Origin of the sequence: Paenibacillus sp. GXUN7292, assembly GCF_050864975.1 — a bacterium.
In the GTDB taxonomy this organism is placed as follows: domain Bacteria; phylum Bacillota; class Bacilli; order Paenibacillales; family Paenibacillaceae; genus Pristimantibacillus.
The window spans coordinates 1-16,787 of record NZ_JBOZWO010000016.1; the positions used below are offsets into that span (position 1 = coordinate 1).

A 16,787-nucleotide genomic window follows, 5' to 3' on the forward strand; every position below is an offset into this window, starting at 1 on the left:
CTAATTCTGTACAAATGGTTCCACACAATGAATCGAAAGCATCTGATGGGATGTTCGTGTGAATTATTGTTATTTTCTGTGATCTTCAATCAATATTTAACTGTTGAATGTATTCTAAAATTAATTCCTTAGCAATTCCTTGCAAATAGTCAAAATGTTCTTCTCTTATAATAGTCGATGTACTACCATGTGCAGCTGCAGAATTACTTAAATCCACTATTTTTTTATCAAAGGTACACGTTTGAAAAGTATGAATTTGTTAAGTGCATTTTCTACCTTTAGTTTTATAAAAATTAATTCTGTCTTATAGATTGATTTTACATGTTCTTTTATTTCACCTTGGGCTAGAATCGAAATTGGAACTATAGGTTTTATGAAGAAGTGGTCTCTGGTGAAAAGATAGAGTCCCGGAAAGAAAAGCAGAAGTTACTTCGGCACGTTTGAAGACCAACTCTATGAGGGCGTAATGGTCATGGATATTGACCGTTTAGGGCGTGAAGAAAATAAGGACTGGGCACTCATAAAAGATACGTTTTTGAACTCAGAGACGGTAATCATTACACCCAACAAAATATACGATCTGGAAATTGACAATGACGATGTATCATTGATATCATGCCCATTTTTGCCCGAATAGAATACAAAACGATTAAACGAAGAATGACGCAGGGCAAAGAGGCCGGAGCGAAGAAAGGCATGTGGACAAACGGAAAGCCCCCTTTCCATACTATTATGATAAGAACACAAGTTCAGTACTGGTAGAGGAAACGAAGCGTCAGATTTACCGAGCAATTGTTGAGAAATATTTTAATGGAAAAAAACTTGGGACATATCGCTATTTGGCTGATGGATGACAAGATACCTCAACAACATTAAGCCGGATGGAAAGAACAAAGGCTGGTCAAATATTACGGTTCAACGGTTGCTGGCAAGCGAAATCCATTTGGGTTACATTACTTATGGAAAAACCCGTTCCAAGCGTGGTCAGGTGGAGCTTGTACCCGAAGAAGAGCGGATTAAGTCATGGGAACACATGAAAAGCTAAAAACGCCGGAAGAACATGAAGCGATTATGGAGCGGCTGCTTAAGAACAGAATGCTGAACCCGAATTCCAGGAAGAGTATTTTTCCGTTGTCAGGCTTGTTGAATTGTGAAAAGTGCGGTTCATGGATGAGATTCCGAGTGGGAGAGAACAAGAAGCAGGGGCAGCACTGGAGTGCACTGTGCTATCACCAGTATAAAGATGGCAGCAAATGTGAGCAGCGTGGCAAAGTAATGGATGCCGATTTTTTCAATGCTCTGTATGATCGTATTATCCATGTAGACCCAAACATTCTGCGGGAGATTGAGTTACATGGGAGTCGTTACAATGATACACAGGTCATTATCGAGGTGCTATTGTAGACTTCTGGAATAAGTTCCAGAAGACTCTTTTCGTATGGTACAATATACCTAAATTAGCTATTATCAGACATAGAATCGTAAATTAGAAGCACATTAAGTTTTTCTGCTGATTTTGGAAATCGATAATTATAAGTATGATTTGATCGTTATATCTCATGAAACGAGGAGGTTAGCCATGTATATACATAAAATGATGATTAATAATTTTAGAAATTTCAAAGAACAAGTAATAGAATTTAATGATGGAGTGAATGTAATTATTGGTCATAATAATGCTGGAAAGTCAAATTTACTTAAAGCATTAGCTTTGGTACTTGATTCTCAAGGAACAAAGCGATTGAATGTATATGATTTCAATAAAAATATTACACTGGCAGAATTGATAGAGAATCCACCTCAAATTAACATATCTTTAGTAATAAAGCAGAGCTTAAATGAAAATTTAAATTCTGATGATTTAGTGACAGTTGGGAATTGGCTTACCAAGTTAGACGAACCATATGAGGCAGTATTAACCTACGATTTTTTTCTTCCTGAAAAAGAAAGAGTTAGTTATGTAGAAGCTATTAGAAATGCCCCTGATCTAGATATAGCTTGGAAAATAATCAATCATGACTTTATAAGGCACTATGTCTATAAAATATGGGGTGGAGATAAGACTGCTCAAAACGTTGCTGATAGTGAATCATTACAGAAGTTTGATTTTCAATTTTTAGATGCAATCCGTGATGTTGAGAGAGATATGCTTTCAGGAAGAAATTCTCTTCTTAGAGATGTGTTCGACTTTTTTATGGATTACGAAATTAAATCAGATTTAGATAAATCTGAGGAAGTAAAGAAAATAGAGATTAAGCAGAAGAAGAAGGATTTTAGTGAGATTGCAGATACGTTATTACGTGACTTACAAAACAGAATGAGTGTTGGTAAGGAACAGATTTTATCATATGCCAAAGATACGGGAGCTTCATTTAACAAAGCAATACCTAATTTTGAAGGAAGTCTCTCAGATGTGGAAATTTTCTCTGCACTTAGGCTTATTGTTGAATATGAATCCGGCATAAAGATACCGGCTACACATAACGGTCTCGGGTATAATAACTTAATTTTTATGTCACTGCTTTTATCAAAAATGCAAGTCAATGCAGACGGAAAATATTTAGGGAGTAATGCGAAGGTATTTCCGATATTGGTAATTGAAGAGCCTGAAGCACACCTGCATCCAGCCATGCAGTATCAGTTTTTAAAATTCTTAAAGAAAAATAAAAATGAAAAAAAGGTTAGACAAATTTTTGTTACCACGCATTCAACGCATATTACCTCCTCTGTTTCTCTAGATGAGATGATTTGTTTGCATAGCGATGGAGGAAACACCTCTGTTGGATATCCTGGAAAAGTATTTCCCACTGATGAAAGTAGTAAAAAATATGTACAGCGATTTTTAGATGCGACCAAATCAGATATGCTTTTTGCTCAAAAAGTAATTTTAGTAGAGGGTTTAGCAGAACAATTGTTGCTGTCAGTTTTCGCGAAATATGAAGGTGTTTCTTTAGAAGAAAATCATATTGCAGTTATAAATGTGGGTGGTAGATATTTCAATCATTTTTTACATCTGTTTGACAGTGAGAAAATAAATACTCTAAACAAAAAAATTGTTTGTTTGACAGATCAAGACCCTGAAAGAAAGAAAAAATCATCTAACACTAATTTCAAAAAATGCTATCCGTTTGAATATGACGCTAATACTAAAGAGTATGAGTATAAAAGAAACACTTTATCATATCAACCAGGTACTCACCCTAATATTGCATTTTTTAGTCAAGATGAAGTTGAAGGAAAGACACTTGAATATGATCTGATTTTATTTAACCCTTCCCTCGAAATATTAGTGACAGATTCTATGAAAAATCAAGATGAAATTAAAAACTTAATGAAGCTTTATACAGACCAAAAACCACAGACAGATTACGAATCCATACTGAGAAAAAGCGATGAGAATGATAGAATTATTGAAGGTATTAATCAAAATACTTCTTGGAGCGAGAAACAAAAATGTAGAGGATTAATTGCTTCACGATATCTTAATTCAGTAGGAAAAGGAGAAAACGCTTTGGAGCTTGCATATATTTTGGATAAAAATTTAGAAAACAAAGGAACTGATAAATATAAAAAATTTATTGTTCCTGATTACATAAAAGAAGCCATCGCGTGGTTATGTAAATGATCCCAATAAACTCTGATACATTGATTCCTATTGAGCACCATTTTCGAGTCTCTGCGGGTCCAGGGGCAGGGAAGACTCATTGGTTAGTTGAACATATTAAAAATGTTCTCCATAAATCAACAAGATTAGAGAAAACTCGTAAAGTAGCGTGCATTACGTACACGAATATTGGAGTAGAAACGATTTTAAACCGTTTAAACACTACAATAAACCAAGTTGAAGTATCTACTATCCATAGCTTTCTATACAAACATATTGTAAAACCATACGCCGTTTTCCTTGTTGATGATTATGGATTAAATGTGGAAGCAATGGACGGGCATGATGATATTATTTTATCAAATTATTCTTTTTTAAACGAATGGAAAGACCGAACTCAACAGCAAAGATTCAAGGAAGATAAATTAATTGTTGAAGCTTTTAATTCAACTCAATGGAAATTTGATGATTTAGGAGCTTTAGTAGTAAAGCCTGATTATCCTCGTAAGATTGGTAAATATTCTATCAAGAATGATTCGTACTATGAATATAAAAAAATGGCGTGGGAAAGAGGTATAATTCACCACGATGATGTACTCTTTTTTAGTTATCAATTAATTAAGAAGCATCCATTTATTTTAAAAGTGTTACAAGCCAAATTCCCATACTTTTTTGTTGATGAATTCCAGGATACAAATCCTATACAAGTGAAGATTATGGGGTTAATTGGAAAAAAAGAAACGGTAGTTGGGATAATTGGTGATAAAGCTCAGTCTATTTATAGCTTTCAAGGAGCAGAACCATCTCGGTTTCATTCATTTAACTTAAACAACATAGTTGACTATGTAATGGAAGATAACAGACGAAGTACAAATCAAATTATAGATATTTTAAATACAGTACGTGAAGATATAAAACAAAACAAATACAGAAACATAAACGGAGAAAAACCCATAATCATTGTGGGAGAGCGGCTTGCTGCCCTTAGAATAGCTAAAGAAAAGAGTAATAACGAGTCGGTAAATTCTTTGTCAAGAATAAATATAATCTCGAATGCAATGAAAAAGGAAATTAAAGGAGATTTATTTAACAATAAGCTAATTGAAGCACTTTTAACCGAAGATAATCCTAGCAGTAGCAATAAATACAGAAGTAAAGTGATTATTGCTTGTATAAAGTCAACTGAGTTTGCTCGCCAGAACGAATTTAAAAGTGCAATAAAAGAATTAGAGAGAATTTTCAAAGATAAGAATGACAAAGATAAAGGAAGAAAAGAAGCTCTGAAACATCTTTGTGTACTCCTTTCTCAGTTTGGGGACTTTAAAGAAAAAAGCCTACTAGAATTCCATTCTTTTGTAAAAAGAAAAATAAAACCTGATATATCAAATTTATTAAGGGGCGCAGCTAAGACTTTCTATGAAGGTCATAGTTACCAGCAATTGGCTTTGTGTGTAAGAATTGATGAAGATACAAGCAGACACAAAACAATTCACAAAGCAAAGGGAGATGAATTTAAAAATGTCTTGGTTGTTCTAAAAGAAGAGAGCGACATCGAATTTTTACTTAATCCTAACTTAAACGATAACGATAAAGAAGAGCAAAGAATAAACTATGTAGCAATAAGCAGAGCTACCGATCGTTTATTTATCAATGTGCCAACATTATCCGAAAAAGAGTCGAAGAAATTAAAATCACTGTTTGACATTGTAAGAACTGAAACATAAATATTTCATTAGCGATTAGAATCATTTCACAGGAAACAAAGAAATTAAACGTACTCATTCCCAATTAATGAAATAACTAAACTAATGACTCCCAGAAGTTTCTCGGAGTTTTTAGCAGATAATAGGGAGAAGAAAATGATAGACGAGTTATAGAAATACTATAAGAGTAACTTATCAACCTATTCATTAGTGTTCAAGTATATGCCATTTTTAAATGCTATGGTCTCATTCCTGTTCGTATTACTTATAATTTCCGGCTACATTCTGATAATAATCTTACCATTAAGTTTCGCTGCTCCAAGTTATGTTAAAGGGACAGCTATTTTTTTCGGAGGAATATTGATTCTGTCAATACTAGTAATAAGTATTTTCAACACAAAGGCTAAAAGAATTTTGAATAATCATTATTCTATTCAAGTTAAAAAAGGGGGGTGGAGAACAGAGCAGTTTGAAAATATGCAGAGAAAATTTCTTACTGAATATTTGAAAAGTAAGGGATTATATTCTGAGGAAAAGTTGAATTTATTAATTAAAATATTAGTAAAAGAAATCGTACGAAGTAAACCCCCAACCTTTTTAGCTCCCGGTGCTTTTTTAGCGTTATTTATACCTGTTTGGTCACAGTATGCTATATTCTTTTTTAAAGCTTTTATAGTACAAAATTCAATGAATCAACCAGTGTTTTTGTAACTTTTACTTTAGTAGCATTATTTATTTCAGTATGTATAGGAACTTTTAAAGCGATGTTTAGTTTAGTTGAAGATTTTTTCATGATAGAAATAAATATTAAGAAGAGATTTTTGGAAAAAGTGGAAGATGCGTTGCTCTTTTATAATGATACATGTGTTGATTTAGAATACGTTCTTAACAGAAGTAATTAGAATAGTGAAACTACTACTCTTGATTAATTGGAAATATTATTAAGAGAGAGAGAATAGATGGTTGTTTGAGATAAGATGGAAACATAATGCTAGAGTTAATTCGAAAGGGTTCTTTAGATCGGCTTATATGACACGGATCAGGGTCGGAATAATTATCATCTAAGGAGTTTTTATTATGAACGAAGAGCAGAAAATTAGAGAACTAAGTTATCTTCGCAATCAAAAAGAGAATCCTACGTCAGGTAATTATAGAAGATATATGGTGAATACTTACAACTATATTTTACAAAATTCCAATGCAGGAAATAAGGGTTGGAGCAAAGCAAATACTCGGGAAATGCTGAATTTTGTATATGAAGGAACTCCGGATCATATGGGCTATGAAATGGTGGAGAAATTCAAAAAAACTCTTAAAGATTTAGGATATATTAAGACAGTAAAAGAAGAGAATGAGTGGCGTACGTACATACTCAAAGAATTAGACTTTTAACTGTTTAAGGAGAATTATGAAAAATACAACTATTATATTTGAAAAGGCAAATAAAACATTCTTAAATAATGAAGTGGATTTGATTCTTAGTGGCGTCTCAGAACGAACATTATGCGGTTCGTTAATGAGATATCTTCAGGAAGAGATTAAAGAAACTAATTATTCGAAATATCACGTGGATGTGGAATATAACAGAAACAAAGGGAAAGTAAAGACCATTATAGATCAAAACATCGAAGTAATACCTATTAATTGTGATATCATAGTGCATAGCCGTGGCGAGATTCCTGAACAAGATAATTTAATTGCAATAGAAATGAAAAAATCTACAAATAGAAATTCCGAAAAGATAAAAGATAAGAACCGTTTAATTGCTCTAACTAAAGATACATTCGATAATGTTTGGTCATTTGATGGGACAAGTCTTCCTGAGCATGTGTGTAGATATAAATTAGGTGTTTATTACGAAGTCAACATTAGAAGAAGGGAAGTTTATGTTGAGTACTATAAAAAAGGGGAATTGAGTTCTACAAAAACATTTGAGCTAAAATCTGATTGCAATCATGAAAGGTAACCCATATCATATGGAGTTACCTTTTTCTATTCTTACACTCTCCCTAGCTTTTTGGATAAACTAACCCAGAAACTGATACTTTACCTAAATCCCATCGAAAAGAGGTAATGCCCCTTTGACAACTTACAAAGTAACCGATAGATTATCAAGGAAAAGTCATTATATCTGCTGCAACACGCTCATAACCCGGTGAACTGGGTTCTTTGGACAGAAGAAGCTTTTGAAATCTCCATGAGCGACAATAAGTCTGTCTTCTTTTTGGCTAGACCATTGATCCTCGTACCTCTCATTGATGAATCGTTAAGAGCAGCCATTATACTTAGCACCAATATTAACGCCGAAACTATGTTTTAACGGACATTTTTGAGGGTGTCGATTCATTGCGGATAAGGTAACAAGCAATAAAAAAGGGGATGCATTGCGATCAAGTTTGGGCTTCCGACCGCTGCCGCTTCTCCAGTCCCAATCTTGCTCTCCGTTCCCCTTTCTTATTGCTTACTAAGCCCGCAATTAATCGACAATCGTTCAGAGCAGCCTGTTATACTTAGCACCAAATACAGGTCAACATTACCATACATCTGTTCTAAGACCGGGGCATCGTCACTTTCTAACGGTCACAAATGTCCCTTAGCAATCACTAACGCGTAATTCTGTTTTCTAACGGACAATTTTGGCCATTAGGGCAGGTTTTCAGTAATAGTATCCCTCTAATAGCCGTATTACGGTCATTTATGTCCGTTAATTGCCAAGAACGCTGCTTTTTCGGCTGTAACGGTCATTTGTGACCGTTACAGCTCAGTCCCTGTTTCCTGATCACTTTGAAACGAAATTCAACTAACCTGAAAGTTTTAAGCGTATGCCCGCACCTCGATGATTTCAGCGCAAGGCTCTCCGTTCGTTGCAGTTACTGCAATTCTAATGCGTTCAGTTGTAATCGCCGCTTCCAGCGCATGAATATGCTTACGTTTATGATTGTTTTTAAATTCGCCCACCACTTGCCATTCGCCCGCTGCAAAAGCCTCGATACGATAATCCTTTACAAGGTTTGGAATAACCTCGAAAGGTGTTTTATGATGATGCAGGTTAATCAGGTCTTCGTTGACATCATCATTAAACGTCAAGTGAAGCGTGCTTATTTGAACAGGTTTAGCCCAGTTCAGCTCTAGCCATTCTTCATGCCCTTCCTTCATAGGCGCCGAGCTCCACAAATGCGGCCCGCCGTAAGGCCGGACAAAGCCATCGATCGCTTTTTCAGGTGCAAAAGCAGCAGTAGCAGCAAGGCGGAAGCAAGGTATTTTGCGCTCGAAAGGGCGGGTTCCCCATAATACAGCCGGCTGATCATGTGAGCGGTCCTCCAGCTGCTTGTCTACGGCAGGCTTCGTGCCCTTTAAATAGGCAAGGGCGCCTGTTCGGGTGCTTCCGGAGAAGTGAAGCTCCAACGCATCATTGGCTTTAATAATAATAAAAGCGTTTTGCGCAAATGCCGGCTTCCACTGTAAATCAAGCTTAACCCATTGCTTGCTGCCGCTTGATATGCTGACAGAGGCCGATGTCTGCAAAACGTTTGGCACGTAGTTTTCGGCGCGGCCTGTATCCCATAGCTCTACGGTTAATGTTGTATCTTTGCTGGCATCAACAAGAAGCTCTAGCCCGTTAATTTCTGGATCTGCCGGAACTGTCAATCCGATGTCGCTGGACAGTGCAACTGTTTCGTTACTTCGCTGGACTGCGAGCTGCGATAATGTGCTTGATGCATTTACGTTTGCTGATAAAGCCAAGTCTTTTTCGTCTTTGTTAGATAATCCGATAACAGATGCATCCTGGCGAAGCAGCGTTTGCTGCAATTCCTGCAAATGATGATGATAAAGCTCGCTAGGCGTTACAGCTTTATCAGCGCATAAAGCAGCGCCTGTTCCAGCAGCCTCGCCCAACAATGCGCAGGTTGCCATAACGCGCGTGGAACCGAAGGCAACATGCGTAGCGCTTATATTGCGGCCGGCCATTAGCATGTTTTTCACATTGATCGAGTAGAGAGAACGAAACGGTATCGAATAAATGCCATCCGTGTGCAGATGCTTGGAGCCCGATTCCGTCGCATACATGCCTTGCGGCGGATGCAAATCGATCGACCAGCCGCCGAAAGCGACATTATCCTCGAATGGCAGCTGCGCAAGCACGTCGTTCTGATTTAGCACATATTCGCCTACAAAACGGCGGTACTCACGCTTGCCAGGTATGGAGCCGACCCATTCCAGCGTCATATTGTCCGCATCAAATTTTCCTGAGTTTTTAATATAATCCCAAATGCCGTATATGACAGACCAAAGCTCATCACGGATTTTTTCGTTATCATGGACGGTGTCATGCTCGCCGCCCCATTCGATCCACCAGTATGCACAGCCATTGTCGCCGCTGCGAATAACCCGGCGTTCAGGTATGGTCGTCTTCGTAATGTCCTTGGTAAAGCTGGGCGCCACATATTTTACGGGATGACCGGCATCCTTTGTGTAAAAAAGCAGTGTGCTGCCAAGCGTAATATCGTCGGCGACCAGCGGTGCCCATTCTTCGTTATATTCTTCCTTGGCCTCGCGCCCAATCCGGTGCTTGGCGCCAGCCAAAAACCCAACCAATCCATCACCTGTACAGTCAATAAACACTTCGCTCTTATAGCGGATTCGTCTTTCTGATCCCATCATCCAGCCGGTAACGGAATGGATTGTACGGTCTGACTCATCTCCGCTTGCATCAACCTCATGAACGTCCGTATTGAGAAACAGCTGGATAAGAGGCTCTGCCAGAACAGTTTCATAAACGACCATATCCCAATAATAAGGATTGCCGTCCATATTGCGGAATTGATTCTCTACAAATAATTCACCCATAATGCCTGTTTCACGTGCATAGCGGTGAACGCCATGGCCCGTTGCTCCGCATACCCATACACGAACCTCACTGCTGGAATTTCCGCCAAGCACAGGCCGGTTATTGATAAGCGCTACGCTCTTGCCAAGCCGTGCTGCAGCTATCGCAGCGCTGACGCCTGCAAGCCCGCCGCCGATAACTGTAATATCTGTTTTTACGATTTCCTCTCTCACCGTGCTTCACTCCTTTAGTTAAAACATATCTATCATTTCAAATATTAATTTATAACATTGTTATTTAACATACATTCAATTATCATTAAGCATATACTTTATTTCACTTTCAATCATTTTGGAGGGGCAGATGCGGAACAACTGGTCGTTACTTCCGAAAGCTTACGTCTATTGGCATCAAAAACAGCAGTTTTTGTTGGATCAGGATAGATATAATAATTGGACAATGTTTGCCGTTGAAGAGGGTGTATTTCAGTTTGAAATCGGTGCGCATAGAGGAGAAGCTTTCTTTGGCGATATCGTCGTATGCCCGCCCGGGCTAGTATTTCATCGCAAAACAGTAGAGCCGCTAACTTTTCATTTTGTGCAATTTACATGGGATGTGGAGCCGACTAAAGAGCAAGCGGAGCAGATGACTGGTAAAATTACATTCATAGATACAGAAAGACTCGCGTCCACCTATCGGTATATACGCAGCCTTAACTTGACGGCCGGACAGGAGCAAAGCGGCAATCGCATCCGGCATTTGCTGGAGGATATCTGGTGGTTATATGGTCAGGAAAGCGGTAAAGCAGATAGGAATAGAGAAGAGGAAGCGGACGATCAGATGCAATATGCCCAACAATGGCTGCTGGCGCACGCCTTTGAACCGCTTTCTATCAGCAAGCTTTCTGATTTGCTAGGCATTAGTGCTGTTCAGCTTACGCGGAAATATAAAAGAAGCTTTCATATGACGCCGTCTGATTATGTAACCGGGCTGCGAATGGACCGGGCCTGCAGTCTGCTTGAAGAAACGACGCTTACGTTGGACCGGATAGCCCAGCAATGCGGTTATGAGAACGGGTTTTATTTGAGCCGCGTGTTTCGCAGCAGAAAGGGGCTTTCTCCGTCCGTTTATCGAAAATTGTATCAAGTATAGACGGCTTGAAAGACTTATTTTGAAATGCGATCCATATTTAGGTATGCTTAAATAAGAAAAATATTGTGCAAGACTGGAATTGTATTCATGTTCATTGGGGTGAAGAGATGGAAAATATTTTAGAGGTCAGTCATCTTACCGGCGGCTACAGCCCGCGCAGGCCTGTACTGCATGATATCGATTTTTACGTAAAGCCGGGAGAGATGATCGGTTTGATCGGACTCAATGGCGCTGGCAAAAGCACGACCATCAAGCATATTCTCGGGCTTATGGAGCCGCATAAGGGCGAAGTGAAGGTAAATGGCGTTACATTAAACGAGGATGCGCAACAATATAGAAGCTCGTTTGCTTATGTGCCGGAATCTCCGGTTTTGTTTGACGAGCTTACTGTCGAGGAGCATTTGCGTCTTACGGGGATGGCTTACGATGTGCAGAATCAGGCAGAAAGCCGGTCAGAGGGATTGCTCGACCAGTTTCAAATGCAGCCGAAACGCAAGGCATTCGCTGCCCATCTCTCCAAAGGGATGAAGCAAAAGGTAATGATTATGAACGCGCTGCTGGCAGCTCCGCAGCTTTATATTATTGACGAGCCGTTTCTAGGGCTGGATCCGCTCGGCATTCGTTCCTTGCTTGATCAATTGGTTGAAGTGAAGCGGCAGGGCGCGGCTATATTGATGAGCTCCCATATTTTATCAACGGTAGAGGCGTATTGCGACAGGCTGCTTATTATGCATAATGGGCGGCTGGCTGCACAGGGCACGCTCTCGGATATACGGCGTGCAGCGGGGGCTGACTTTAAGGAAGCTTCATTAGAGGAGCTGTTTTATTATTTTGTAAAGGAAGGGGCGAGCTAGTGTCCGTTCAAAGCGCATCATTAACTAAGATTTGGACTAGCAGATCGAGAGCCTTCCTGAAGGAGATATTCCCTTACATCAGAATTATGAGCATGAGCGGTCTGCCTGCCGTTTGTTCACTGTTTATTATATATTTTCTAATTAGTTATTTTTCTTTTATTCACAATATACCCGCAGGCTTCCCAATTGAAGCACTGGGTATAGCGTTACTGACGCTTGCACTTTGCTGGAGCCCGCTGCGCACCTGGCTTGTACAAGCCGATATTGTATTTTTGATGCCTAAGGAGCATCAGATGAAGCTCTATATGAAGCGTTCATACCGCCGCTCACTCGTGCAAGGAATACTTCTGCTCGCTGTCATTTTATTGTTTTATTTGCCCGTTTACAGGCAAGCTGCTGAGCCTAATTCATTATGGCTTATCGCTGTTGCTGCAGCTGCTGTGAAAGCGGGAAACAGCTACTTTGGCTGGCGCGAGCGCCGCGTCGTTTACGACGGTGCCCGCATCTTGCTGCGCTGCCTGCGCTGGCTGCTTACTGCAGCCGCTGTCGCAGCATGGCTGATTGCAGCCTGGTGGCAGGCGCTGCTATTCAGCCTGCTGCTAGCTGGTCTGCTGGCAGCGCTGCACAGGCTGCCAGTCCGCTACAGCTTCGCTTGGGAAAGATTGATTCGTGAAGAAGCAGCGACGCGCAAAAGATATTATTTGTTATTCGGCATGTTTACAGACATTCCGGCGCTTATGACCCGCCCTCATCGCCGCAGCTATCTGGCGTGGCTGCTAGGCAAAATTAAATATGGCCCACAGCACGCTTATATTTATTTGTACGCAGCCGCTATTATTAGGCTGGAGCTTAGCGGCATCATTATGCGTTTGATCGCCCTCGGCAGCTTTGTACTGTATTGGGCAGCCAGCGCGGCAGCCTGGTCAGGCTATGCAGCGAGCCTAATAAGTATATTTTGCTTGCTGCTTATCGGCTTGCAGTTGGGCAGCCTTATGCAGCTTCATAAAGAATCTGTCTGGAAGCATGTATACCCGCTATCCGAGAAGGACAGGGTGAAGCAGTTTATTACAGTTGACCGATTTGTATTATTGATCAGCGCGGTTTGGTTATGTGTGGTGCAGGCCGTTCCGCTTATGCTGCAGGGACTTTATACGCCTGTAATTGTAAGCGCAGTGTTCTCTGTTCTGTATATGGCATGGCGACCTAAGCGTATCGAGAAGAAGCTGACCAAGCTGCTTCAAGATTATTGATTATACCAAGGATAAATGGATTCACCGACCTTTGGAAATAACCGATGAAATAGGGAACAGGTAATAAAAAACGCGAGCTTCGGGCTGATCCAGCCTCGAAGCTCGCGTTTTTTATTATTTTGCCGACAGTTCGCTTGCCGCTTTGTAAATAGTATCGAACAATTCTTCCAAATACTCCTCTTCTATACAGGAGAAGGCTACACGCAGATCGGTTTCGCCAAGCGCAATGGTGCCGATGCCGTATTCATTTAGCAAGTGGAGACGAACCGTCTCTGCTGAAATATTAACCAGCTTCAGGCACATGAAATAGCCGGAGTTAAACGGATAATATTGAAGCGTGTCGCTATAACGTCCGCTATCAAGCAATTGCTTAACGCGGTTTGCTCTGCCTTTCATAATGTCGAATTTTTGCTGCTTCTGTTCTTCAAATAGCGGCGATTGCAGAGCGCGCAGCACAAAGGTTTGAGAAGGATGCGGGCCGCTGGAAATCGTGGAGCGGATAATACCGAGCGTTTTTTGCTCCAAAGCAGATAAAATATCGGCAGAGGAGGAAGCGTACGTAATAAAACCGACACGGAAGCCCCATACATATTCTTCTTTGGTTGCGCCGTCTATTTTAACCGGTAGAATGCGCGGATGCAGATCGGCTAGCTGCGAGAACAGCGATTCCTGCAAGGAATCCTCGAAGAAAAGGCCGAAGTAAGCATCGTCTGTAACGGCCACGACATTAATGCCGGCCTCAGCTGCTTCCTTCAGTACAGCTACGATTTCCTGACCCTCCTTCGGACCAGGCGTATAGCCAGTCGGGTTGTTAGGGAAATTCAAAATAACGATTGCTTTTCCTTTATCCTTCTGAGCAAAGAGCGCTTCGCGTAGGCCTGTGCTGTTGAATTTCATAGCATCATTGTAAAGCGGGTATTCAACAATTACAGCGCCGCGGCGAACGCCAAAAGTCAGCTCGTAATTTTCCCAATTTTTATTCGGTATAATAACAGCGTCATCAGCATCTGCGAATAAATCAGCTACGATGCTAAGGCCATGTGTAAGTGCGTTAGTAACAATTGGATTGCCGAAGTTCTTCGTTGCAAGCGATGGATTGTCCTTGATCATTTTGGCTTTCCATGCGGACCGCAGCTCAGGCTTTCCAGCTGGCGGAGCATATTCATAAATATCCTTTGGCTCATAAGCGCTTAAAGTTTCCTGAATCACTTCAAGGTGCATAGGCTTGCCGCCTTCAGTTGCGATTCCGATTGTGGCATTGAATTTGGATGCTTTGGTCTTGGCTTCAGCAGATTGGCTAAGGATGCCTACTTTTGGGAAGTAGATAGCTTTTCCGAGCGAAGAGAGCATCTCGCCAATATGCGGGTTTTCCTTATTAAGCGTGTCATTTAATTGCTTTGCAAGTGAATTCATGAACATCATTCCATCCTTTTAGAAATCAATCATTAGCATACAGAATATTATAGCACTTTTATAGGCGGCAAACTATGGTTTAGCTTATTTTGGAGCAACAAATGTCCCTAATCGCTCGCCCATTTTTACTTTGCTGCCAAGGCTGAGGTCGGCTCTCGGTTCAAAGGTATTGTTTTCAAGCAGCAGCACGACTGTGGAGCCGAATTCAAAGTATGCGAGCTCGCTGCCTTTTTGAGCTTGATCGGAGAGCGGAAGTGCATATTGAATGCTGCTTACATTCATCGCCCCCACCTTTACCACTGCGATTTCGCCGGTGTCATGCTTCATATAAGTAATAAGCCTTTCGTTGCGGCTCAGCACTCGTTTCATGTGGGTAAGTCCAAAGTCGTTGACCGGGTAAACTTTGCCGGCAAGATGCTTGCGCCGCTCGATTAAGCCATCGACAGGAGAGTGGATACGGTGATAGTCGGTAGGGCTCAAATAAAGCACGAAATAAAAGCCGTTATGGTATAGCCTTGCATCCTCACTGCTGTTAAGCAGCTCACTGACGCTGTAATTTTGGCCTTTTACACTCAGCATAAGCCCGTCTTCAATCGAACCAATGCCAGTTATAAGCGCATCGACCGGGCTAACGCAGCTGTCAGGTGCAGGATCGATAGATCTGGCTCCCGGCTTTAGGCGCCTGGAAAAGAAAGCGTTTAAGGTACGATATTGATCAATTGGCTTTTCAGCCTCTTCGATTTTTATATTGTACATTTTCGCAAATCGTGCAATAAAAAGACGGCTGGCAGCTGATTTGGAAAATGCTCCGGTTAGCTTGGAAATCCATTTGCGTGAGCTGAGCTCAGTCATAGATCGAAGCAATAATTTTGACATAGAAAAAGAGGTCACAGCCTTTCTAACAATAGGAATAATTATGCATACTGGTCATAGTGTGACATATGCATTTTGTTTTATCAATACTAATTAACATATTGTTCAAATTGAAATGGTTGCTAGCTTAAAGAGCATCGAGTATGATTTAGGAAAAGATTTGTGAGGGAGATCATTATGACAACTGGAACGACGCTCAAGCTGCCAGAGGCATTAATATTTGATATGGACGGAACACTGCTGGAAACGGAAACCTTGCTGACCGGTGTCAATCAAAGATTGTTCGATACTTTGCGCGAAGAAGGGCTTTATATGGAGGAAGCGCCGCCTGTTTCGGCGCTGCTCAGCTGCCTCGGCATGCTGCTCGAAGATATTTGGAAAACGATTATGCCCGGCAACTCCGAGGAAGCTCGCGAGCGTGCCGATGAGCTGCTGCTGCAATATGAGATTGAAGGATTGGCTGCAGGGGAAGGCGAGCTTTATCCGGGCGTCGCAGCAACGCTTGCCGCGCTTAAGGAAAAGGGAGTTAAGCTGTTTGTTGCCAGCAACGGGCTGGAGCAGTATGTACGCAAAATTGTCGAGCACAAAGGCCTTGGCCATCTGTTTACAGACTTGTACAGCGCAGGGGAGTATAACACTTCGTCCAAGGTGGATTTGGTCGCTATGCTGATGAAAAAGCATGGGCTAACTTCAGCATGGATGGTAGGGGACCGCTCCTCCGACATAGAGGCTGCACATGGCAACGGCATTGTCGGCATCGGCTGTGTTTATGCAGGCTACGGCAAGCCGGACGAGCTAGCCAAAGCAGACGCTGTTATTGCTCGCTTTGAGGAGCTGGCGGACATGCTTGATCAAGCCAAAGCCGCAGTTTAATCAAGGATAAAAAAATCACCCTATAATCAACTGTCTTAATTGCCTAACGGTTGCCAGACAGGCTATTTCGATTATTTTAGCTCATTTGAAAATGTAATGGTTGTCATGAGCGCTATTGTACCCTTTCTCGAGCAAAATCAGTGCTTTTTGGTAAATTAAGTGCAATAGCAACCGTTAGAAAATTTAAACCATCATTTTTGCACGAATAGCGATTGTGGCAACCCTTAGAAGTTCATT

15 protein-coding genes are annotated in these 16,787 nt (G+C 40.9%); 12 read left to right on the top strand and 3 right to left on the bottom strand.

Features of this window, described 5'->3' with window-relative positions:
• Window positions 1-850: 850 nt before the first annotated feature.
• The 8 genes from ACRRU2_RS14375 to ACRRU2_RS14410 all read left to right on the top strand — a co-directional run bounded on the left by ACRRU2_RS14375 (window position 851) and on the right by ACRRU2_RS14410 (window position 7,627).
• Window positions 851-1,045, top strand: coding sequence for a recombinase family protein (locus ACRRU2_RS14375; RefSeq protein ID WP_432502603.1), 195 nt, complete (start codon window positions 851-853; stop codon window positions 1,043-1,045).
• A complete protein-coding gene (locus ACRRU2_RS14380) occupies window positions 1,024-1,404 on the top strand; it encodes a zinc ribbon domain-containing protein (RefSeq protein ID WP_432502605.1) in 381 nt (126 codons plus the stop codon). Before ACRRU2_RS14375 ends, ACRRU2_RS14380 begins: the two co-directional genes overlap by 22 nt.
• Window positions 1,405-1,579: 175 nt before the next feature.
• Window positions 1,580-3,625 (top strand): ATP-dependent nuclease, encoded by a 2,046-nt coding sequence (locus tag ACRRU2_RS14385; protein ID WP_432502608.1) that lies wholly within the window; start codon window positions 1,580-1,582, stop codon window positions 3,623-3,625.
• A complete protein-coding gene (locus ACRRU2_RS14390) occupies window positions 3,622-5,328 on the top strand; it encodes a UvrD-helicase domain-containing protein (RefSeq protein ID WP_432502610.1) in 1,707 nt (568 codons plus the stop codon). The genes ACRRU2_RS14385 and ACRRU2_RS14390 overlap by 4 nt, the downstream gene beginning before the upstream one ends.
• A gap of 339 nt (window positions 5,329-5,667) precedes the next feature.
• Window positions 5,668-6,018 carry a hypothetical protein gene (locus ACRRU2_RS14395; protein ID WP_432502612.1) on the top strand — a complete coding sequence of 117 codons (351 nt, stop codon included), beginning with the start codon at window positions 5,668-5,670 and terminating at the stop codon, window positions 6,016-6,018.
• 366 nt (window positions 6,019-6,384) lie between these two features.
• On the top strand, window positions 6,385-6,699 hold the full coding sequence (locus tag ACRRU2_RS14400; protein ID WP_432502614.1) for a hypothetical protein: 315 nt from the start codon (window positions 6,385-6,387) through the stop codon (window positions 6,697-6,699).
• A gap of 16 nt (window positions 6,700-6,715) precedes the next feature.
• Complete coding sequence (locus ACRRU2_RS14405) at window positions 6,716-7,273, top strand: hypothetical protein (protein ID WP_432502617.1); 558 nt, start codon at window positions 6,716-6,718, stop codon at window positions 7,271-7,273.
• Window positions 7,274-7,462: 189 nt separating this feature from the next.
• Window positions 7,463-7,627, top strand: a complete 165-nt coding sequence (locus ACRRU2_RS14410; protein WP_432502619.1) for a hypothetical protein — start codon at window positions 7,463-7,465, stop codon at window positions 7,625-7,627.
• A gap of 494 nt (window positions 7,628-8,121) precedes the next feature.
• Here the strand turns inward: ACRRU2_RS14410 and ACRRU2_RS14415 are convergent, their stop codons facing one another.
• Window positions 8,122-10,368 carry an FAD-dependent oxidoreductase gene (locus ACRRU2_RS14415; protein ID WP_432502621.1) on the bottom strand — a complete coding sequence of 749 codons (2,247 nt, stop codon included), beginning with the start codon at window positions 10,366-10,368 and terminating at the stop codon, window positions 8,122-8,124.
• A 130-nt stretch (window positions 10,369-10,498) separates the two neighbouring features.
• Between ACRRU2_RS14415 and ACRRU2_RS14420 the strand changes: the two genes are divergently transcribed.
• The 3 genes from ACRRU2_RS14420 (at window position 10,499) to ACRRU2_RS14430 (ending at window position 13,391) form a co-directional block, all read left to right on the top strand.
• Window positions 10,499-11,287 (top strand): AraC family transcriptional regulator, encoded by a 789-nt coding sequence (locus ACRRU2_RS14420; RefSeq protein WP_331697121.1) that lies wholly within the window; start codon window positions 10,499-10,501, stop codon window positions 11,285-11,287.
• A gap of 107 nt (window positions 11,288-11,394) precedes the next feature.
• Window positions 11,395-12,141 carry an ABC transporter ATP-binding protein gene (locus ACRRU2_RS14425; protein ID WP_331697120.1) on the top strand — a complete coding sequence of 249 codons (747 nt, stop codon included), beginning with the start codon at window positions 11,395-11,397 and terminating at the stop codon, window positions 12,139-12,141.
• Window positions 12,141-13,391, top strand: coding sequence for an ABC transporter permease (locus tag ACRRU2_RS14430; protein WP_432502624.1), 1,251 nt, complete (start codon window positions 12,141-12,143; stop codon window positions 13,389-13,391). Before ACRRU2_RS14425 ends, ACRRU2_RS14430 begins: the two co-directional genes overlap by 1 nt.
• 114 nt (window positions 13,392-13,505) lie before the next feature.
• Here the strand turns inward: ACRRU2_RS14430 and ACRRU2_RS14435 are convergent, their stop codons facing one another.
• On the bottom strand, window positions 13,506-14,804 hold the full coding sequence (locus ACRRU2_RS14435) for an aminotransferase class I/II-fold pyridoxal phosphate-dependent enzyme (protein WP_432502626.1): 1,299 nt from the start codon (window positions 14,802-14,804) through the stop codon (window positions 13,506-13,508).
• A gap of 84 nt (window positions 14,805-14,888) precedes the next feature.
• Window positions 14,889-15,680, bottom strand: a complete 792-nt coding sequence (gene asd / locus ACRRU2_RS14440) for an archaetidylserine decarboxylase (RefSeq protein WP_331697117.1) — start codon at window positions 15,678-15,680, stop codon at window positions 14,889-14,891.
• Between the two features lie 174 nt (window positions 15,681-15,854).
• Between asd and ACRRU2_RS14445 the strand changes: the two genes are divergently transcribed.
• Window positions 15,855-16,550 carry an HAD family hydrolase gene (locus ACRRU2_RS14445; protein ID WP_432502630.1) on the top strand — a complete coding sequence of 232 codons (696 nt, stop codon included), beginning with the start codon at window positions 15,855-15,857 and terminating at the stop codon, window positions 16,548-16,550.
• The last annotated feature ends 237 nt before the right edge of the window (window positions 16,551-16,787 follow it).